15 protein-coding genes are annotated in these 20935 nt (G+C 59.9%); 10 read left to right on the top strand and 5 right to left on the bottom strand.

All coding sequences use genetic code 11. From position 1 onward, the window contains the following. Window positions 1-160 precede the first annotated feature (160 nt). The 5 genes from C5L12_RS11595 to minE all read left to right on the top strand — a co-directional run bounded on the left by C5L12_RS11595 (window position 161) and on the right by minE (window position 4840). Window positions 161-820, top strand: a complete 660-nt coding sequence (locus tag C5L12_RS11595; RefSeq protein ID WP_105372194.1) for a YggS family pyridoxal phosphate-dependent enzyme — start codon at window positions 161-163, stop codon at window positions 818-820. Window positions 821-924: 104 nt separating this feature from the next. Then, entirely contained in the window at window positions 925-2847 is a 1923-nt protein-coding gene (locus C5L12_RS11590) for a propionyl-CoA synthetase (RefSeq protein ID WP_105372193.1), read from the top strand. Between the two features lie 154 nt (window positions 2848-3001). After that, window positions 3002-3736: a septum site-determining protein MinC gene (gene minC / locus C5L12_RS11585; RefSeq protein WP_105372192.1), complete on the top strand. Its 735-nt coding sequence runs from the start codon at window positions 3002-3004 to the stop codon at window positions 3734-3736. Window positions 3737-3767: 31 nt separating this feature from the next. Continuing rightward, window positions 3768-4583 carry a septum site-determining protein MinD gene (gene minD / locus C5L12_RS11580; protein ID WP_105372191.1) on the top strand — a complete coding sequence of 272 codons (816 nt, stop codon included), beginning with the start codon at window positions 3768-3770 and terminating at the stop codon, window positions 4581-4583. Then, entirely contained in the window at window positions 4580-4840 is a 261-nt protein-coding gene (gene minE / locus C5L12_RS11575) for a cell division topological specificity factor MinE (RefSeq protein WP_105372190.1), read from the top strand. The genes minD and minE overlap by 4 nt, the downstream gene beginning before the upstream one ends. Before the next feature lie 87 nt (window positions 4841-4927). Here minE and C5L12_RS11570 read toward each other — a convergent pair whose 3' ends face one another. Further along, window positions 4928-5638 carry a DUF1013 domain-containing protein gene (locus C5L12_RS11570; RefSeq protein WP_105372189.1) on the bottom strand — a complete coding sequence of 237 codons (711 nt, stop codon included), beginning with the start codon at window positions 5636-5638 and terminating at the stop codon, window positions 4928-4930. A gap of 221 nt (window positions 5639-5859) precedes the next feature. On the opposite strand from C5L12_RS11570, the gene acs reads away from it, so the two are divergent. Further along, window positions 5860-7812, top strand: coding sequence for an acetate--CoA ligase (gene acs / locus C5L12_RS11565; RefSeq protein WP_105372188.1), 1953 nt, complete (start codon window positions 5860-5862; stop codon window positions 7810-7812). 79 nt (window positions 7813-7891) lie between these two features. Here acs and C5L12_RS11560 read toward each other — a convergent pair whose 3' ends face one another. Both C5L12_RS11560 and C5L12_RS11555 read right to left on the bottom strand, forming a co-directional pair. Then, a complete protein-coding gene (locus C5L12_RS11560) occupies window positions 7892-8179 on the bottom strand; it encodes a thermonuclease family protein (RefSeq protein WP_245422855.1) in 288 nt (95 codons plus the stop codon). A 212-nt stretch (window positions 8180-8391) separates the two neighbouring features. Continuing rightward, window positions 8392-8610: a DUF1674 domain-containing protein gene (locus C5L12_RS11555; RefSeq protein WP_105372186.1), complete on the bottom strand. Its 219-nt coding sequence runs from the start codon at window positions 8608-8610 to the stop codon at window positions 8392-8394. Between the two features lie 111 nt (window positions 8611-8721). Here C5L12_RS11555 and htpX point away from each other — a divergent pair, with 111 nt between their 5' ends. The 4 genes from htpX to purH all read left to right on the top strand — a co-directional run bounded on the left by htpX (window position 8722) and on the right by purH (window position 14572). Then, on the top strand, window positions 8722-9687 hold the full coding sequence (gene htpX / locus C5L12_RS11550; RefSeq protein WP_105372270.1) for a zinc metalloprotease HtpX: 966 nt from the start codon (window positions 8722-8724) through the stop codon (window positions 9685-9687). After that, on the top strand, window positions 9684-11093 hold the full coding sequence (locus C5L12_RS11545) for an RsmB/NOP family class I SAM-dependent RNA methyltransferase (RefSeq protein ID WP_105372185.1): 1410 nt from the start codon (window positions 9684-9686) through the stop codon (window positions 11091-11093). The genes htpX and C5L12_RS11545 overlap by 4 nt, the downstream gene beginning before the upstream one ends. Window positions 11094-11191: 98 nt before the next feature. After that, window positions 11192-12874 (top strand): heparinase II/III family protein, encoded by a 1683-nt coding sequence (locus C5L12_RS11540; protein ID WP_105372184.1) that lies wholly within the window; start codon window positions 11192-11194, stop codon window positions 12872-12874. An 81-nt stretch (window positions 12875-12955) separates the two neighbouring features. Continuing rightward, complete coding sequence (purH, locus tag C5L12_RS11535; RefSeq protein ID WP_105372183.1) at window positions 12956-14572, top strand: bifunctional phosphoribosylaminoimidazolecarboxamide formyltransferase/IMP cyclohydrolase; 1617 nt, start codon at window positions 12956-12958, stop codon at window positions 14570-14572. A gap of 11 nt (window positions 14573-14583) precedes the next feature. Here purH and C5L12_RS11530 read toward each other — a convergent pair whose 3' ends face one another. Both C5L12_RS11530 and C5L12_RS11525 read right to left on the bottom strand, forming a co-directional pair. After that, window positions 14584-15981, bottom strand: coding sequence for an MFS transporter (locus C5L12_RS11530; protein ID WP_105372182.1), 1398 nt, complete (start codon window positions 15979-15981; stop codon window positions 14584-14586). Window positions 15982-16134: 153 nt separating this feature from the next. Beyond that, window positions 16135-20901 carry an NAD-glutamate dehydrogenase gene (locus tag C5L12_RS11525; protein WP_105372181.1) on the bottom strand — a complete coding sequence of 1589 codons (4767 nt, stop codon included), beginning with the start codon at window positions 20899-20901 and terminating at the stop codon, window positions 16135-16137. Window positions 20902-20935 lie beyond the last annotated feature (34 nt).

Below are 20935 nucleotides of genomic sequence, written 5' to 3'. Positions count from 1 at the left end.
GGGAAATCAGGATAAAGAGTCGGGCGAGACCTTCACCATGAAACCCCGCAAGCGTCAAGTTTTACGGGGTCGGGAAGGGGCAAAGTTTCAGGCGGAAAGGCCTTGGCAGAGGCTTATATGAGGGCTACTCGCTGACATCGCAAGAAATGGAAAGGTGATCATGAGCGTCGAGCAGAGACTTCACGAAGTTCAGGAACGGATAGGCAAGGCGGAGCGTCAGGCGAAGCGTCCGGGCGGATCGGTGGCGCTCGTCGCGGTATCGAAGACTTTCGACGCAGATCACATCCGGCCGGTGATTGCTGCCGGCCAGCGCGTGTTCGGCGAAAACCGGGTGCAGGAAAGCCAGGGCAAATGGCCGGAGCTGAAGGGGGAGACGCTTGGCATCGAACTGCATCTGATCGGGCCGCTGCAATCCAACAAAGCGGAAGACGCGGTCGCCCTGTTCGACGTCATCGAAACCGTCGACCGGGAAAAGATCGCCCGGGCGCTGGCCGGCGAGATGAAACGGCAGGGAAGATCGCCGAAGCTCTACGTGCAGGTCAATACCGGGCTGGAGCCGCAAAAGGCGGGAATCGAGCCGAAGAAGACCGCCGAATTCGTGGATTTCTGCCGCGACGAACTTGGTCTTTCAGTCGAAGGCTTGATGTGCATTCCGCCGGCGGAGGAAAATCCCGGTCCGCATTTTGCTCTGCTTGCCAGGCTCGCCCAAGATTGCGCAGTGGAGAAGCTGTCCATGGGCATGTCGGGGGACTTCGAGACAGCGATCGAGTTCGGCGCGACCAGCGTAAGGGTAGGCTCGGCGATCTTCGGTGCCCGATAATAGACTTTTGTCAAGTCTCTCACGCTTTCGTCGGGGTTTCCCGTAATCCGTCGCCATCCTAGAGTGGCGGCCATCGGGCTGTGCTCATGTGACGGGAGGTGCAGATGCAAAGCCGCTATTTCGACGCCTATAAGGGCTGGCAGCAAAATCCGGAAGAATTCTGGAGGGCCGCCGCAAAGGAGATTCACTGGTTCAAGCAACCGGCCAGGATCTTCGACAGGGACCAAGGCGTTTATGGCCGCTGGTTTCCCGACGGGGAGACCAATACGTGCTACAATTGCCTCGACCGGCATGTCGAGGCCGGACGGGGCGGACAACGGGCCTTCATTTATGACAGCGTGATGACCGGCACGCAGAAAAGCTTCACCTACGACGACGTGCTTGTCGAGGTACAGGCGATCGCCGCAGTCCTCAGAAAACATGGCGTAGCCAAAGGTGACCGCGTTATCATCTATATGCCGATGGTGCCGGAAGCGGTGTTCTCCATGCTTGCCTGCGCCCGCCTCGGCGCGGTCCATTCCGTCGTTTTCGGCGGCTTCGCTGCACAGGAACTGGCCGCGAGGCTCGAAGACTCCAAGGCAAAGGTGATCATCAGCGCAAGCTGCGGTCTGGAGCCCGGGCGCGTGGTGGCCTATAAGCCGCTTCTCGATCAAGCGATCGACATGGCCAAGACCAAGCCGGATTATTGCCTGATCCTTCAGCGCGATCAGCTACACGCGCCGCTCCGCTACGAGCATGGAGATCGCGATTTCGCCGATGCGGTCGAAATGGAAAAGGTCAGCGGTACCGAGGTGCCGTGCGTCGCGGTAAAGGCCACCGATCCGCTCTACATCCTTTACACGTCCGGCACGACGGGACAGCCGAAAGGCGTTGTCCGCGACAACGGCGGACACATGGTGGCGCTCCGCTGGAGCATGGAGAATATCTACGGCCTGAAACCGGGAGACGTCTTCTGGACAGCCTCCGACATAGGCTGGGTGGTCGGCCATTCCTACATCGTCTACGGGCCACTTCTGGCCGGCAATACCAGCGTGATCTTTGAGGGAAAGCCGGTCGGCACACCTGACGCAGGTACCTTCTGGCGGGTGATCAACGACCACCGCGTCAAGGTTCTGTTCACAGCGCCGACCGCTTTCAGAGCCATCCGCCGAGAAGACCCGGAGGGTGATTTTATCGCCAGATTCGATACGTCCAGTCTGACGGCATTGTTTCTGGCGGGAGAGCGCGCCGATACGGAAACCCTGAAGTGGGCAGAGCAGAAGCTTCGGATCCCGGTCATAGACCACTGGTGGCAGACGGAAACTGGCTGGCCGATGGCGGCGAATACGATGGGGCTCGGCCTGATGCCGACCAAGCACGGTTCGCCTACGCGGCCGATGCCGGGTTATGCGATCGATGTGCTTGACGATGCCGGTCACCCGGTACCGTCGGGGACGCTCGGCAATATCGTCGTGAAATTGCCCCTGCCCCCCGGTTGTCTCGTCAGCTTCTGGCAGGCCGACGAACGGTTCCGTGACGCCTGCCTTGCCGAATTTCCCGGCTATTACAAGACCGCCGATGCAGGGCTTGTGGACGATGAGGGCTATGTGTTCGTCATGGCCCGCACCGACGACGTCATCAACTGCGCGGGGCACCGGCTTTCCACGGGAGCGATGGAGGAGGTGTGCGCCATGCATCCAGACGTCGCCGAATGCGCGGTCATCGGCGTGTCGGATGCGCTGAAAGGCCAAGTTCCCTGCGGTTTCGTTGTCCTGAAGCACAATGTCGCGCGTGATCATGCCCTGATCAAGAAGGAAGTCGTGGGGCTCATCCGAAACGAAATCGGCCCGGTCGCGGCTTTCAAGACGGTGATGGTCGTCGATCGCCTGCCGAAAACCCGTTCAGGCAAGATCCTGCGCGGCACCATGCAGAAGATTGCCGATGGAATGCCATGGAAAATGCCTGCCACGATCGACGATCCCGCCATTCTCGATGAAATCACATCCATCCTGAAGGCGAATGGATATGCGCGCAGCGCAGCAGCGTGAATCTTAGGAAAACCTGCCGAGCCCTTGAAACCTCCGGCGTCGGCCGGAGGTTTTCTATTACCCAACCGCTTAATAAACTGGCCCAACGGAGCTTGGCGTTAACTACTTGTTAACCATACCGGCAGTACACACGGTCAACGATTTATTTACGTAGATGACCAAAGTGCTAACAGACGCTCGATCGATCCGCATCAAGGGCCGCTCTTTTCTGGCGGTCGTCCTTTCTCCCGATCTTCCGTTCGACGACTGGCTCGCAAGGTTGGACGATCTGGCGGCGCGTTCGGCCGGTTTTTTCCTAGGACGTCCCGTCGTTCTGGATGTTACGGATCTGCCGATCGACCGGGCTCAATTGAAGGAGCTGCTCGCCGAGTTCAGCCAGCGCAATGTCAGCATCATGGGCATCGAAGGCGCGCGTCCCTCGATCCTTGGCCAGGGCATGCCGCCCGCTCTGAAGGGCGGGAGGCCTGTTTCCGACGAAGCCGTGGCCAAAGAACCGGTCATCGAGCTGCAGAACAACCCGGCCGACAGCAAATCCGCAGTCGTCGAAAGCCGGCAGCCATTGCAGTCCATCATCATCCGGGAACCGGTGCGCTCAGGCCAATCGGTGATCTTTCCGGAGGGCGATGTGACCGTCATCGGTTCGGTAGCTTCGGGCGCCGAGGTCATCGCCGGCGGGTCCGTCCACATCTACGGGACGCTGCGCGGCCGGGCGATGGCGGGTTCGGTCGGCAACGCCTCGGCGCGCATCTTCTGCCGCAAGATGGAGGCGGAACTGCTGGCGATCGACGGCATCTACAAGATGGCTGAAGACATGGCTCCGAGCTTGCGTGGAAAACCCGTCCAGCTCTGGCTCGAGGGCGATACAATCATGGCAGAGACACTTATCTGAGCCGGAGACGGCTGGGAAACAGGAGAGAAACATGGGGAAAGTCATAGTAGTCACGTCAGGCAAGGGCGGGGTCGGCAAGACGACCTCCTCCGCCGCGTTGGGAGCGGCTTTGGCGCACAAGGGCGACAGGGTCGTGATCGTCGACTTCGACGTTGGTTTGCGCAATCTCGATCTGGTCATGGGCGCAGAGCGCAGGGTCGTTTACGATCTGGTCAACGTCATCCAGGGCGAAGCAAAACTCAGCCAAGCGCTGATTCGCGACAAGCGGCTGGAAACACTCTTCCTGCTGCCTGCTTCGCAAACACGCGACAAGGACGCTCTTACTCCTGAAGGGGTCGAGACGGTCATCACGGAGCTGAAGCGAGTTTTTGACTGGGTGATATGCGACAGCCCGGCCGGTATCGAGCGCGGTGCGACGCTTGCCATGCGCCACGCCGATATCGCGGTGGTCGTGACCAACCCGGAAGTCTCCTCGGTGCGCGATTCGGACCGGATCATCGGGCTTCTCGACGCCAAGACCGCCAAGGCCGAACGGGGCGAACGCATCGAAAAGCACTTGCTGCTGACCCGCTACGATTCGAACCGAGCCGAGCGGGGCGACATGCTGAAGGTCGACGATGTTCTGGAGATCCTCTCGATTCCGCTCATCGGCATCATTCCGGAAAGCATGGATGTGCTGCGCGCTTCCAACATCGGTGCACCGGTCACTTTGGCGGACGCCCGCAGCGCTCCGGCAATGGCCTATTTCGACGCCGCCCGCCGGCTTGCCGGCGAGGTGCTGCCGATCACGATTCCCGGTGAAAAGCGGGGTATCTTCGGCAAAATCTTCGGAAGGAAGGCCGCATGAGCATTTTCAGCCTTTTCCGCAAACAAAGGTCTGCGCCAATGGCGCGCGAGCGCCTGCAGGTGCTCCTGGCGCATGAGCGCGCTTCCAGCAGTTCCGATCTCGTTTCCGTGCTCCGTGAGGAAATCCTGGCCGTCATAGCCAAGCACGTACAGCTCGACAGTGACAAGGTGCACGTAAAGATGGACCGTGACGAGAACGTTTCGATCCTTGAGATCGACGTGGAAATTCCGCTCGACGCGGCATTGCAGGCGGCCTGAAACAGCGGCCGACTGCGTCCTTTGGACCAAAAAAAACCCGCCGGATCGGCGGGTTTTTGCGTTCAATGGAATGGCAGGCGGATCTGCTTAGAAGCGATCGTCCTCGTCTTCCTCGTCGCGGCGATTGGACTTCAGCGAGCTCAATTTCGCGAAGACGGCATCCGCATCGATTTCCTTTTCTTCCTCGCGTTCCGGGCGATAGCTGAAGCCCAGGTTTTCGGTCTCGGAAGCCGGCTGCAGTGAGGCGCCGAGCTCGGCAGCCGTCGGCAGCGGACGGCCCTTGGAGGCGCGTTCGACTTCCAGGTCGAGATCGATCTGGCTGCAAAGGCCAAGCGTGACCGGATCCATGGGCGTCAGGTTGGCGGAATTCCAGTGAGTGCGTTCGCGAATCTGCTCGATCGTCGATTTCGTGGTGCCGACAAGGCGGGAAATCTGGGCGTCCTTGAGTTCCGGATGATTGCGGACCAGCCAGAGGATGGCATTTGGGCGGTCCTGGCGCTTCGAAACCGGCGTATAACGCGGGCCGCGGCGCTTCGATTCCGGCACGCGTACCTTGGGCTCGAGGAGCTTGAGCTTGTAGTTGACGTCTGCCTCACCCCGGCCGATCTCGTCGCGGGAAAGCTGGCCGGTGGCGATCGGATCGAGGCCCTTGATGCCCTGCGCCGCTTCGCCGTCGGCAATCGCCTTCACTTCCAAAGGATGAAGCTTGCAGAAATTGGCAATCTGGTCGAACGAAAGGGCGGTGTTGTCGACGAGCCAGACAGCGGTCGCCTTCGGCATAAGCAATTGTTGGGCCATGGGTATAGTTCCTCTGTCGTCCGCGCCGGTGTCGCGGGCCGTGGGTATCAACCACAATTTCCGGGAATTTACCGCCCTATAGCTGAAATGCGACGGAATTGCAAATCTTCAAATGACATGGCCGTTTGTCTAATTGCCGGGCCGGCTTCACCTGTTATGAATGCAAAACAGATTGCCTAAGTCGACCATTGGCTGCGGCGTCGTTCGATGGGGAGGTATTCATGTCCGAAAAAGTTTATCCGGTGCTCAAGGCCACCAAAGCGAGAGCTTTGATCGATAAGGAAAAGTACGAGAAGTGGTATGAGGAAAGCATCGAGAACCCGGACAAGTTCTGGGGCAAACACGGAAGGCGCATCGACTGGTTCAAGCCTTACACAAAGGTCAAGAACACCTCCTTCAAAGGCAAGGTCTCGATCAAGTGGTTCGAAGACGGCCTGACCAACGTCTCCTACAACTGCATCGACCGGCATCTGAAGACGCATGGGGAGCGCACTGCGCTCATCTGGGAGGGCGACAACCCTTATATCGACAAGAAGATCACCTATAATCAGCTTTACGATCAGGTCTGCCGGCTGGCCAACGTCCTGAAAAAGCACGGCGTCAAGAAGGGCGACCGCGTTACCATCTATATGCCGATGATCCCGGAAGCGGCCTATGCGATGCTCGCCTGCGCCCGCATCGGGGCGGTCCATTCGGTGGTCTTTGGCGGCTTTTCGCCTGAAGCGCTGGCCGGCCGCATCGTCGATTGCGAGTCTACTTTCGTGATCACCTGCGACGAGGGCGTGCGCGGCGGCAAGCCGGTGCCGCTCAAGGAAAATACCGATACCGCCATCCATATCGCTGCCCGGCAATATGTGACGGTCGACAAGGTGCTCGTCGTACGCCGCACCGGCGGCAAGACGAACTGGGCGCCCGGCCGCGACCTCTGGTATCACCAGGAAATCGCCAGTGTGAAGCCGCATTGCGAGCCGGTAAAGATGAAGGCGGAAGACCCGCTCTTCATCCTCTACACGTCGGGCTCCACCGGCAAACCCAAGGGCGTGCTGCACACCACCGGCGGCTATCTCGTCTATGCGGCGATGACCCATGAATATGTCTTCGACTATCACGACGGCGACATCTACTGGTGTACTGCCGATGTGGGCTGGGTGACGGGGCATTCCTATATCGTCTACGGACCGCTCGCCAATTGCGCCACATCGCTGATGTTCGAAGGCGTGCCGAATTTTCCGGATCAGGGCCGCTTCTGGGAAATCATCGACAAGCACAAGGTCAACATCTTCTATACCGCGCCAACGGCGATCCGCTCGCTGATGGGAGCCGGAGATGAGTTCGTGAAGCGGTCATCGCGGGACAGCCTGCGCCTGCTCGGCACGGTCGGCGAGCCGATCAACCCGGAGGCCTGGGAATGGTATTACAATGTCGTCGGCGACAAGCGCTGCCCGGTGATCGATACCTGGTGGCAGACGGAGACCGGCGGGCATATGATCACGCCACTGCCGGGCGCGACGGATCTGAAGCCGGGTTCGGCCACCAGGCCGTTCTTCGGCGTGAAACCCGAACTGGTCGACAGCGAGGGCAAGGTGCTGGAAGGGGCGGCTGACGGCAACCTGTGCATCAGCGACAGCTGGCCGGGCATGATGCGCACGGTCTATGGCGACCACGAGCGCTTCATCCAGACCTATTTCTCCACTTACAAGGGCAAGTACTTCACCGGTGACGGCTGCCGCCGCGACGAAGACGGCTATTACTGGATCACCGGTCGCGTCGATGATGTCTTGAACGTGTCCGGTCACCGGCTTGGCACTGCCGAGGTCGAATCAGCCCTCGTTTCACATCATCTGGTGTCTGAAGCTGCTGTTGTCGGCTACCCGCACAATATCAAGGGGCAGGGTATTTATTGCTATGTCACCCTGATGGCGGGCAATGAAGGCAACGATGCGCTCCGGCAGGAACTGGTCAAGCACGTCCGTCAGGAGATCGGCCCGATCGCGGCGCCGGACAAGATCCAGTTCGCGCCAGGTCTACCGAAGACGCGCTCCGGCAAGATCATGCGCCGCATCCTGCGCAAGATTGCCGAGGATGATTTCGGGGCGCTCGGGGATACTTCGACACTTGCCGATCCCGGCGTTGTCGATGACCTTATCACGAACCGCCAGAACAAGGCAGGCTGACAAAAGGGCCGCCTCCCCAGAACCGATCCCCGAAAGTTGTCGTCCAACTTTCGGGGGCAGTTCAAACGACGAAAGTCTTTCAATCGGTATTACAGATCCGGTGTGGCTTCCTGCCTCCGTCATAGTCTTGCACGAGGCCGGCAAGCAGGAGGTTGCTTGCGGCATTGCGCCCGTCCGACAAGATGACGTCGGCGACGATGCGGCCGAAATATTTGTCGCCTGAAATACGCGTGAGTTGAATTCTGGAAGAGGCTGCGGCCAAGGTTTCCAAGGCCTGCTGCGCATCAAGCCCTTCCCGGCGGAGGTGATCGCATTTTGATTTCAATTCTGGCGCATCGATGCCGCGTATCCGGACATAGACTTCCATCTTTTGCTGCGGCCAGGGCTGGGCTTCAACCAGCAGGGTGTCGCCATCAATAACCCGCAGAATTTTCGCGGTGACAGGTCCTGAGATCTCCTCGCGCGCCGATGCTTGCGTGAAGAGGGTTGTGACGAAACCAGCCAGAATTAGAAGTTAGTTCCTTGAGCATGAAAGGAATAAATTCCGATCATGCGCCAAAGTCAATAGGAATATTTACCTTAAAAGTCGATTGCCCGGCCCTTGATTTCCCAATCGCCGAAACGGGCGGGATCGGCGCCACCGCGGCCGCCATATTCTGCCGGCGTCTCGGTCTTCGCTTCCGCCTGCCGGCGTTCCTCAGCTTCCTTCAGCGCGCGCTGGGCCGCTGGGGGCAGAGGTCTCGGTGGAGCTTCTTCCTTTGTGGCGGTGTCGCGATTGTCGTTCTCTGCGTTCTGCATCTTTCGGATCACTGGATGGTTTATTGAAAACTGCGGTCGAATTGACCACATCATAGGGCGTTCGTCGCCGCAGGAAAACCCTTGAGCGGCATCGGCAACGGAGAGATGACGATGAACGTGATGCGCACCGCCATGCTTCTGGCCTTCATGACGGCCCTGTTCATGGGCGTCGGATTCCTGATCGGCGGCAGGGGCGGGATGATGATTGCCCTGGTGATCGCGGCAGGCATGAATCTCTTTTCCTACTGGAATTCGGACAAGATGGTATTGTCCGCCTATCATGCCCAGGAGGTGGACGCACGCACGGCTCCGGAATTCTATAATATGATCCGGGACCTGGCGGCCAATGCAGGCCTGCCCATGCCGAAGGTCTACATCTATGATAATCCCCAGCCGAACGCCTTTGCCACGGGGCGCAACCCGCAGAATGCTGCCGTTGCCGCCTCCACGGGCCTCTTGCAGCGCCTGACGCATGAGGAGGTGGCGGGCGTGATGGCCCATGAGCTGGCGCATATCCAGAACCGCGACACGCTGACGATGACGATTACCGCGACGCTGGCGGGTGCTATCTCCATGCTCGGCAATTTCGCCTTCTTCTTCGGCGGCAACCGCGAGAACAATAGCAACCCGCTGGGTTTTATCGGCGTGCTGGTGGCGATGATCGTCGCGCCGCTCGCGGCCATGCTGGTGCAGATGGCGATCAGCCGCACCCGTGAATATTCCGCCGACCAACGTGGCGCCGAAATCTGCGGTAACCCGCTGTGGCTTGCCTCGGCGCTCGCCAAGATAGCCGGCGCGGCACATGCCATTCCCAATTATGACGCCGAACGCAATCCCGCTACAGCGCATATGTTCATCATCAATCCTCTGTCGGGCGAGCGAATGGATAACCTGTTTTCGACCCATCCAAACACCGAAAACCGGATTGCGGCCCTGGAGCAGATGGCAGGCAAGTTCCCCGGCGGCGGCTCGACGGGCGGCTTCAGGGCTGGTAGACCCCAGCGCACCGCGCGCTCCGTGCCGACGACCGGCTGGGGCCGCGGTTCCAATGAACCGCGAAAAGGTCCCTGGTCTTGAGTGAGCCCAAGAAAAACAAGAAGTCGCCTTCGCACAAGCAGTATCGCAGGAAACCGGACTTGCCCGCGCAAGGCCCCGTACAGGGCGAAGCGCTGAAACCGGGGCTCGAAGTGCGAGCGACCGCGGCCAAACTGCTGGCGGCGGTCGTGGATCGGAAGATCTCGCTCGACGGCATGCTCGATCCGGTCCATGGCAATCCGGCCTACAAAGCACTCAGCGATGCGGACCGCGCATTGACCCGCGCGATTCTCACAACGGCGCTGCGGCACCTGCCGCGGCTCGAAGCGGCAATTGCATCGCTGATCGAGACGCCGCTCCCGGAAGGCGCGCGCGCCCTCCACCACGTGCTTGTTACCGCTGCGGCGCAAATTCTCCATCTCGACGTGCCGCCCCATGCGGTTGTGGATCTTGCCGTTGAACAGGCCAATCGAGACCCACGTAACCGCCGTTTTGCAAAGCTCGTCAATGCCGTACTGCGCAGGCTGGTGCGCGAGAAGGACGAGGTTCTAGTACGAACAGCCTCTATCTCGCCCGTACCGGGCTGGTTCAGCCAACGGCTTGTCGCTGCTTACGGCGAGATTGCGGCGGCTCGCATCGCGGAGGCCCAGCTCGTGCCGCCGGCGATCGATCTGACAGTGAAGTCCAACCCAGAAGTTTGGGCCGAAAAACTCGGGGGCAAGCTTCTGCCGACAGGCAGTATCCGGATGCCGATGTTCGAAGGAGCGGTATCGGCGCTTGAAGGATTTGCGGAGGGTGTGTGGTGGGTGCAGGATGCGGCAGCCAGCATTCCTGCGAAACTTTTGGGGGATCTGAAGGGCAAGCGGGTGGCGGACCTTTGCGCAGCGCCGGGCGGCAAGACCGCGCAATTGGTCGCGGCCGGCGCTAAGGTGACGGCCGTCGAGCAATCTGCCAACCGATTGGCTCGATTGAAGGAAAATCTTGCGCGACTGAGCCTTGAGGCAGAGTTCATTGTCGGCGATCTTTTCGACTATAAGCCCGAGGAATTGCTGGACGGCGTCCTGCTCGACGCGCCCTGTTCCTCGACAGGCACGACGCGTCGGCACCCCGATGTGCTCTGGGTCAAAGGACCGGGGGATATCGCAAAGCTTGCTGCGTTGCAGGAAAAGATGCTGCGTCATGCAATCACGCTGGTGAAGCCCGGGGGCATCGTGGTTTTTTCCAACTGCTCGCTCGATCCTTCCGAAGGTGAGGAACTGGTGCAACGGGTGCTGGCAGATCATCCTGATCTGAAGCGTCGGCCTGCAGAAGCGCAGGATTGGCCCGGCTTGCAAGAGGCGATCTCTCCGCTTGGCGAATTCCGAACGACGCCGGCAATGTTACCAGGCGACGACGAATTCGCAGGTGGAATGGACGGATTCTTCGCAAGCGTGCTTCAGCGCCAGTAAGGCTTTGTTCACCATACAAGCCCATTGTTTCGAATGAGCTAAAGTGATTCCGGCCGACCGGCTGGAGATCGAATCCTGCGGAGTGTTCTAGATTGACCATGCGGCTCGCAGATCGCCGGAGGCTCTTCTCCTACGGCTTGCGGGAAATCTGGCGCCGCTTTTGCCGGCGGTCCGCCGGATTGCGTCTGGCTGCCACCTCTTTTTCTCTCCACGTTCCCGACCGGTTGATCGTTGCACCCACGGACTTGAGGTCGCTCGATCCTTTTGTCGCGGAAGAGATCCTTGAAGGCCGCTTTCCGTTAGCCGGCCGTATTCTGGAAACTTACGGGCGCTCGCCCTTTTCCGTCGAGCTTCCATCTCGCGCCTTTGCCGAGCGGCTGCACTCCTTTGCCTGGCTGAGGCATATCCGCACCAACAAGACCGAAGCCAGCTGTGCCCATGTTCGTCAGGTGGTGGCCGACTGGATAGCACTCTACGGTCGGCGGCCGAAGGGGTTGGCATGGGAGGCAAATGTGGCGGCCGAGCGGGTGATCGCCTGGCTCTCCCACTCCACGGTTGTCTTGCAGGGTGCCGAGGCGGGTTTTTACCGGCGCTTCATGAAAAGCCTAGCTTATCAGGTACGCTACCTACGGAAGATAGCCGGCTGTACGCCCGAAGGCGATACCCGGCTGAGGCTCCGCATCGCGCTCGCCATGGCCTCGATCTCGATGCCGACGCGGGCTGCCTATATCCGCCGCGAAGGCAATCGGCTCGACCGGGAGCTGGAACGCCAGATCCTGCCGGACGGAGGCCATGTATCGCGCAATCCGCGGACGGTGCTCGACCTGCTCATCGACCTTCTGCCGCTTCGACAGACCTATATCAACCTGGGCCACGACCTGCCGCAGAAGCTCATCCCGACAATCGACCGAATGTATCCCGCCCTGCGTTTCTTCCGTCACCAGGATGGTGATCTTGCTCTGTTCAACGGGGCCAGTGCCACGCCTGCAAGCGAGCTGATGTCCGTATTGCGGTACGACGAAACCGCCGGCAAGCCGTTCAAGGCCCTGCCGCACATGAATTACCATCGGCTTTCGGCAGAAGGCACCACGCTGATCGTCGATACGGGGCATGCGCTTTCGACGGAGCTTTCACGCGGAGCTCATGCCGGCTGCCTTTCGTTCGAAATGTCCTCCGGCCGGCACCGCTTCATCGTCAACAGCGGCGCGCCGAAACATGGCAGCCGTACCTACCGGCAGATCGCCCGCTCGACCGCCGCCCATTCGACCGTGACGCTCAATGAAACATCCTCCGGCCGCGTTGCCCGATCCAGGCTGGCGGGGCCGATCTTACTTGGCGGCGTATCGGAGGTGGAGGTGGAACGCTGGGACGACCCGCATGGCAACGACTGGCTGCGGGCTATCCACGATGGCTATGTCCGCGAATTCGGCTATCTGCACGAGCGCGAGATCGGACTCAACGCCAAGGGGAACAAGATCAAGGGGCATGATCGCTTGTTCCTGCCCGAAGGAGAGGCAGCCGACGACGATCCCTTCAGCGCAGCGGCACGGTTTCATATCCACCCGGCGATTACGCTCCTGCGACGTGATGAAGAAAGCGTCGTCATGCGCGCGGCGGATGGCGAAACGTGGGTTTTCGCAGCTCCCGGCCTGCAGGTCTTGATCGACGAGGATATCTTTTTTGCGGATGTTTCCGGTGCCAGGCCGAGCCAGCAGCTCGTCATCGAGTTCTCCCTGCCGCACATATCGGAAATCCGTTGGATGCTGAGGCGCGGCGAATAGGCTTCCCCTGAGGCCCGAAGCTATGCTAACGGCGGCAATCCTTCGCAGTGCCGATCTATGGCGCGTTCCCAGGAGAGACCGATGGCCGTCGTTTCCAAAAAAATCCCTGCTCCCGATCGTATCAAAATTCGCACCGCGCTGCTTTCGGTCTCCGACAAGACCGGCATCATAGAGCTCGCTGAGGCCTTGGTCTCTCAGGGCGTGAGGCTGTTGTCGACAGGCGGAACACACAAGGCGATCGCGGCGACGGGTCTTCCCGTGACCGACGTATCGGAAGTGACGGGTTTTCCGGAAATCATGGACGGCCGCGTGAAGACGCTGCATCCGACCGTGCATGGCGGACTTCTCGCCATCCGGGACGACCAGGAGCATGCGGCCGCGATGAAGGAGCACGGGATCGAAGCCATCGATCTCGCCGTCATCAATCTTTATCCCTTCGAAGAGGTGCGCGCCGCCGGCGGCGATTATCCGACCACGGTTGAGAATATCGACATCGGCGGGCCCGCGATGATCCGCGCCTCAGCCAAGAACCATGCCTATGTCGCGACCGTCGTCGATCCCTCCGACTATCCTGCACTCATCGAAGCGCTGCGGACCAACGATGGGCAAACGGTCTATGCCTTCCGTCAGAAGCTTGCCGCCAAAGCCTATGCGCGCACAGCGGCCTATGACACGGCGATCTCCAACTGGTTCGCCGAAGCGCTGGACATCGAAATTCCACGCTACCGGACGATTGGCGGTGTGTTGAAAGAAGAGATGCGATACGGCGAAAACCCGCACCAGAGCGCGGGCTTCTACGTTACCGGCGAAAACCGCCCCGGCGTCGCCACCGCCAAGCTTCTGCAAGGAAAGCAGCTTTCCTACAACAACATCAACGACACGGATGGGGCTTTCGAGCTAATTGCCGAGTTTGCGCCCGCAAAGGCGCCGGCCTGTGCCATCATCAAGCATGCCAATCCTTGTGGCGTGGCGACGGGCCCGAGCTTGAAGGACGCCTATCTGCGGGCGCTTGCCTGCGATTCCACCTCGGCTTTCGGCGGCATCATCGCATTAAACCAGCTTCTTGACGGCGAGACTGCCGAAGAAATCGTCAAGCTGTTCACCGAAGTGATCATCGCTCCCGAGGTTTCGGACGAAGCCAAGGCAATCATTGCCACGAAGAAAAACCTGCGGCTACTGGTGACCGGCGGCCTGCCGGACCCGCGCTCGCGGGGGATCACCGCCAAGACCGTTTCAGGCGGGCTCCTCGTCCAGACCCGGGATAACGGCATGATCGAGGATATCGATCTGCGTGTCGTGACGAAGCGGGCGCCGAGCGAGCGCGAGCTCGAAGACATGAAGTTCGCCTACAAGGTGGCCAAGCACGTGAAGTCCAATGCAATCGTTTATGCCAAGGACGGCCAGACCGCCGGCATCGGCGCCGGACAGATGAGCCGGGTAGATTCCGCACGCATCGCCGCCATCAAGGCGGAGGAAGCGGCAAAGGCCATGGGTTGGGCGGAACCGATGACCAAGGGTTCAGCTGTTGCCTCGGAGGCTTTCTTTCCCTTTGCCGACGGCCTGCTATCGGCGATCGCGGCCGGCGCAACGGCCGTTATCCAGCCGGGCGGCTCGATGCGCGACGATGAGGTGATTGCCGCTGCCGACGAGCACAACGTTGCCATGGTCTTTACCGGCATGCGCCATTTCCGGCATTGATCAGCCGACTATCATTCCGGTGCTGCGTCGGGGTTACCGGCCGGGTATGGCGTCGTAAGCAGCAAGAGGAAACCAGCCAGCAGGAAGAGGATCAGCGTGGCCATTCCCAGCCGCGCCGATCCGGTCGCATAGGTGGCCAGCGAAAAGAAGAGTGTCGCCATGAAACTGGTAGCCCGGCCCGACAGCGCGTAGATCCCGAAAAACCGACCTGCTTCGGAAGAACTGACGCTGCGGGCAAGATAGGAGCGCGACGAAGCCTGCACAGGGCCGAAGGCGACGCCTATCAACAGGCCGAAGAGCAGATAGGCTTTTTCAGCAGCTGTTCCGAACAACCCTCCTCCGTCGTCCATGGGCAGCGGAAGCATGCCGAAGAAGACGAAACCTGGGCCCGTCGAGACAATGCCGAGGGTTGCAATCAGCAGGCATACGAGGCTCGCTGAGACGACACGCTTCGATCCCATCGCCTTGTCGAGCGCACCGGCGGCAATGCAGCCGAAGATGGCAACCACGTTCAGCAGGATTCCGAAGATGCCGATTTCTATCGTGGCCCAACCGAACATTCCAGCAGCGAAGGTGCCGCCAAGGATCAGCACGCCGTTGACGCCGTCCTGATAGAGCATGCGCGCGATCAAGAACCTGGAAATGCCCGCCCTCTGCTTCAATTCACGGACAGTTCCTGCAAGCTCCTGCAAGCCGGAGCGTACAGCCTCTGCAAAGGGCATCGCCTTTCTGGTGTCGGGCGTGAAGAAAAACATGGGAAGAATGAAGAGGAAATACCAAAGCGCCGCGATCGGGCCGGTAATGCGGGCGTCTTCTCCGAGATGAGGGTCGAGCCCGAACAGCGGGGGAATGCCGATCAGGGTCAACCCGGTATCCGGGCTTGCTGCGAGGAGCGCCACCACTGCGATCAGCACGATCATGCCGCCGAGATAACCGAGGCCCCAGGCGACATTCGAAACCCTGCCGACCTCGTCCTTGCTGATGAGGCGCGGCATCATGGAATCGTTGAAGACGGTGGAAAACTCGGCTGCGATGGAGGCCAGGATCATGAAAATCAGCGGCCAAATGATCGGGGAGCCGGGCGCTGCGAACCACAACATAGCGACGCAGGTGATTTTGACCGCGGCGAAAGACGCGATCCATGGCTTTCGAGGACCCGATTGATCGGCGATCGAGCCGAGGATCGGCGAGAGGATGGCAATGGTGATCGAGGAGATCGTCGCCATATTGCTCCAGGCTGCCTGTGCCGAGACAGGGTCACTGGTCAATCGGGCGACGAAATAGGGGCCGAACACGAAGGTCGTGACGACGGTAAAAAAGGGCTGAGCTGCCCAGTCGAAGAGCATCCAGCCCCAGATACCGCGCCGGCTGGATTTCGCCGGCGCTTCCTCAATCACATGAACAGCCATTTTACCCCCCGGATCAGAGCGCTCAAACCTCTTCAAGCGATGAAGGTCATTCTGGCAAACAAGTCGTCCAGGGGACATAGCTGCGTTATGCCCCGCCTGGAATGCCATGATCATGGTGGGGACCGCCGGACGGTCTGCGGCCTCTCCCCTTTGCTAGATTGCCGGTCCGCGTGCGAGATCTCCGAGAAGCCCGGCGGCAACGGTGATCTTGGGAAGCGTGAGATCGCTTCCCTCGCTCAGAGCCATCAGTTCTGCTCCGACGCGGTTCACGCGCGTCCGGTCATTGCCAACCCACGCCTGCAGCGGCTTCTTTTCCTTTGGATGAGCCGTGAGGGCGGCGATGATGATGTCACGTCGGGCTGAGGCGATCTGCTGCAGGCTGCGTGAAAGCGCCAGACTCTCGTAGTGATCTGAGGTGGCAATTCGCTCGCCGGCACCGATCAGCCGATTGATGCGGAACGTCTCGGTGACAGCGAAGTAGCTTTCCGTTGCGCGCGCCATGGTCTCGCCGGTACGATTGGCAACCAGCATGATTTCGGGCAGGAGAACCAGGGTTGGCAACAGCAGGATTTCCCGTGCGACCGCCGAAGGGACGCCCTGTGCCTCGAACTCCGTGGCCTGTGCCGCGGTTTCCAGAATGCTTCCGGCGGTGATGGAGGAACGCAGGCCCTTAATTGCGGCTCTGAGCCGGCTCATGGCACCGGTCATATCGCCGGCGCCGACCTGCGTCTGAAGAATGAGCCGGGTCGCTTCCGCGAAGATCAGCGTGGTGCGGGCGTAGAGATCGTTTTGGACCTGGCCCGAAATCCGGCCGTCCAATGCATCGATTTCCGCCCACAGCTTCGGCAGGTCGAAACTGTCGCGTGCCAGAAAAGCTGCCTTGACGACATTTGATGCCGCAGCGCCCGTCACGTCACTCATCAGCTGTACGAAACCGGGCCCACCCCGATTGATGGCCTCATTGGCCAAGGCGGTTGCCACGATCTCCCGATGCAGGCGATGATTTTCGATATCGGCTGCGTAGGGCTTCTGCATCTTTGCCGGGAAATAAGCTTTCAGCACGGCAGAAAAATAGGGATCGTCCGGGATGGAGCTGTCGATCAGTGCGTCGAACAGGACGATCTTCGAATAGGAGAGCAGAATACCGATTTCCGGCCGGGTCAGGGGGCGGTTGGAAAGATACCGTTCGGCCAGTTCGTTGTCATCGGGAAGCGTTTCCACCTTACGGTTCAGGAGGCCCTGGCTTTCAAGCACGGACATGAGGCGTGACAGTTCTTCCCGGTTGGCGACGCCCTTTCTCTCGGTAAGGGAGATTGCCAGCGGCTGAAGATAATTGTTGCGCAGAACGAGCCCGGCCACCTCGTCGGTCATCGAGGAGAGAAGCTGGTTGCGCTTCTCCCGCGTCAACCGACCGTCCTGCATCGCCGAGTTGAGCGCGATCTTGATGTTGACCTCGACGTCCGAGGAATTGACGCCCGCGGAATTGTCAATCGCGTCCGAATTGCAGCGCCCGCCGGCGAGCGAATAAGCGATGCGGCCCTTTTGGGTGACGCCAAGATTGGCACCCTCGCCGATCACGCTCGCACGCACGTCCGCCGCAGTAATGCGGATCGGATCGTTGGCGCGGTCGCCCACTTCGGTGTCGGCTTCGGAAGCGGCCTTGATATAGGTGCCGATGCCACCGAACCAGAGCAGGTCTACGGGGCTCTTCAGGATCGCCGTCATGATCTCGAAAGGCGTTGCCGTCGTCTTGTCGATGCCGATCGCTGCGGCCGCTTCCGGGGTCAGCCTAACGGCCTTCTCGGCTCTCGAAATGATCATACCGCCTTTGGACATCGTCGTCCGGTCGTAATCCTGCCAGCTCGACCGCGGCAGGGCGAAGAGGCGCTCGCGTTCGACAAAGGACTTTTCAGTGTCCGGATCAGGATCGATGAAGATGTCACGATGATCGAAGGCGGCAATGAGCCTGATCTTGCGGGACAGCAGCATTCCGTTGCCAAAAACGTCGCCGGACATATCTCCGACACCAGCCACAGTGAAGGGCGTGGTCTGGATGTCGATGTCCTTCTCGCGGAAATGCCGCTTGACGGCCTCCCAGGCGCCGCGGGCGGTAATGCCCATCTTCTTGTGGTCGTAGCCGGCGGAGCCCCCTGAGGCGAAGGCGTCGTCCAGCCAGAAGCCGGCTTCCTGGGCCAATCCGTTGGCGGTGTCGGAGAAGGTGGCGGTGCCTTTGTCGGCCGCTACGACAAAATAGGGGTCGTCGCCGTCGATGCGCATCGTATCCGCCGGCGGTACGATTTCGCCATCGACGATGTTGTCGGTGATAGAGAGCAACGTTCTGATATAGGTCTTGTAGGCTTCCCGTCCGGCGTTAAAGACCTCGTCGCGGGAGCCTCCGACGGGCAGCATCTTGGGGAAGAACCCCCCTTTGGCGCCCACCGGTACGATGACCGCGTTCTTGACCTGCTGGGCCTTCACTAGGCCCAAAACCTCGGTTCGGTAATCCTCGCCACGATCCGACCAGCGCAAGCCGCCGCGTGCAACTCTGCCGAAGCGCAAATGCACGCCTTCGACCTCGGTGCCGTAAACGAAGATCTCTCGGAACGGTTTTGGCTCAGGCAGCCCGTCGAGGAGTTTTGGATCGAGCTTGAAGGCCAACATTCGCTTTGGTGATCCTTGGGCGTCGCGCTGGAAATAGTTCGTCCTCAGGGTGGCATCGACGGCGTTGACGAAACGGCGCAGCGTCCGGTCCTCGTCGAGGTTCGGGACGTTACCGAGAGCGGCTTCGATCTCGGCATGGGCTTCCGTCAGCTTCTTCACCCGCACCTTTTCTCCAAGCTTCGGATCGAAGCCGTCGCGGAAGAGACGGAAGATGGCGGCCGAGATGGCAGGGTATTTGTTCAGCGTGTCGGCGATGTAATTTTGCGAGTATACGATCCCGGTCTGGCGAAGATATCGGGAATAGGCTCGCAACACAGTGACTTCTCGTGCGGAAAGTCCGGCGAGCAGCACCAGCCGGTTCAGACCATCATTGTCGATTGCGCCATCGAAAGCCGATAGGAAGGCCTCCTCCAGTAACATGCCTTCATGGGAAAGGTCGATTTCCCGCGCATTATTAACCTGCAATTCCATGTCGTGCAGTACGACCAATTTGCGATCACTCCCCAACCCGACATTGAGTTCGAAAGTCTGCTCGCTGACCACATGGAAACCCAGGTTTTCAAGAAGCGGTACACGGCGGGAGAGCGAGAGGTGCCGGCCCTTGTGGAAAATCTTCAGCGAAACGGTGGCGGCAGTATCGGCGGGGCGGCGATAGAAGGCGATGCGGATCGTTTCACCGGCAGCGCAGGCGACGATATCGGGAAGATCCTCAAAGGTTTCCTCGGGGGAAAAGGCTTCCTGGAAGGCCTGCGTTACGGAGAGGCGAGGGCCTTGTTTTGCCAAGGCCGCAAAACGATCCTCCCAAGGGGTCGCGATAAGTCGGATTGCCTCTTCGAGCTTTGCCTGCGGAACACGTGGAGTCTTGCCGCCGCGTCGACCTACGATCATGTGTACGCGGGCCAAACCGCCTTCCGGAAAGGCCGGATAGTAGGCAGAGATATGCCCGTCGTAGATATTTGCGAGATAGTCGCCCACCTTTTCACGCACCAGAGAATTGTAATCCTCCCGCGGAACGTAAATGATCACCGAAACGAACCGATCGAAATGATCGATGCGTGGCAGCGCGCGTACACGAGGCCGTTCGCTCAATTCCATGATCTGCTCGCAGAAGCGAGCAAGCAGGTCGGTGTCGATCTGGAAAAGGTCGTCACGCGGATAGGATTCCAGCGTATTTGCCAGCATGCGGCCTGAATGGCTGTCCGGATCGAAGCCGAAGTGTTCCTCAATTCTGGCGGCCTTGGCGCGCAGGAGCGGGATATCGCGAACGGAGTGGGTATAGGCGGTGGCCGTGAAGAGGCCGACGATGCGCAGTTCTCCGACGACCTCGCCATTCTCGTCGAAACGCTTGACGCCGACATAGTCCATATAAGCCCGACGATGGACCACGGATTTCACGTTTGCTTTCGTGACGATCAGGAAATCCGGTCCATCGAGGAATTCAAGGATTTCCGGTGTGGTCGTCACGGCGTCCTTGCCCTGGCGCAACACCAGGACGTCCGGGTCGGACAATATGCCCAGACCACGGCCTTTGCCGCGCTCCACCTTCGCTTCGGGGCCTTTGCCGGAATAGACATATTCCCGCATGCCGAGAAAAGTGAAATTGTCGTCGCGCAGCCATTCCAGGAATGCGATCGCCTCTTCGCGATCGGCCTTCCGACGGCTGGTCGAATTGTTGAGTTGGCCGGCGGCGCCCTTGAGAACATCCAGCATCGCGCTCCAATCGGAGATGGACAGGTGCACCTGATCCAGGATGTAACGAAGGCGTTCTGTCAGCGCCGTTGACTGCTCCTGCGAGAGTGGCGCGATATGGATCTGTATCAGGCTTACGTGATGAGCTGGATTCCCAGGATTCTCATTAGAGCGAAGCACCGGCTCCTTGCCTGGCTCAAGAAGCAATATCGGGTGAACGGCCAGCATCAGATCACGGTGGGTGGCCGTCACCTCACCCATGACTGAATCGAAAAGGAAAGGCATGTTCCGATCGACAATCGTCAAGACGGAAACCGGCACGCCTTTGGGCTCCACCCCGGCTATCGGCGTTACCGTGATATCCGCCCTGACCCGTGGCCAAGCATTCAACCGTTCGGCCGCGTGCCTTGCGGATAGGGCCAGCATTTCAGGAGTATAGTTCTCAAGGTCGTCATTGCTGGCTCGGCCAAACAGGATGAGGGGGTCCAGAAGCGGTCCCTTGTCCTGGGTGGCAACCTTGCGCGCGTTTTCAATCTGTTTTTCACGCTTCGGATTCTGCCTGACGGCCATATTTTCTCCCTCCCCTTTTTTGATTAAACCGAAT

The organism is Neorhizobium huautlense (assembly GCF_002968575.1).
Classification (GTDB): Bacteria; Pseudomonadota; Alphaproteobacteria; order Rhizobiales; family Rhizobiaceae; genus Neorhizobium; species Neorhizobium huautlense.
This window is presented reverse-complemented; position numbering and strand designations above follow the sequence as displayed.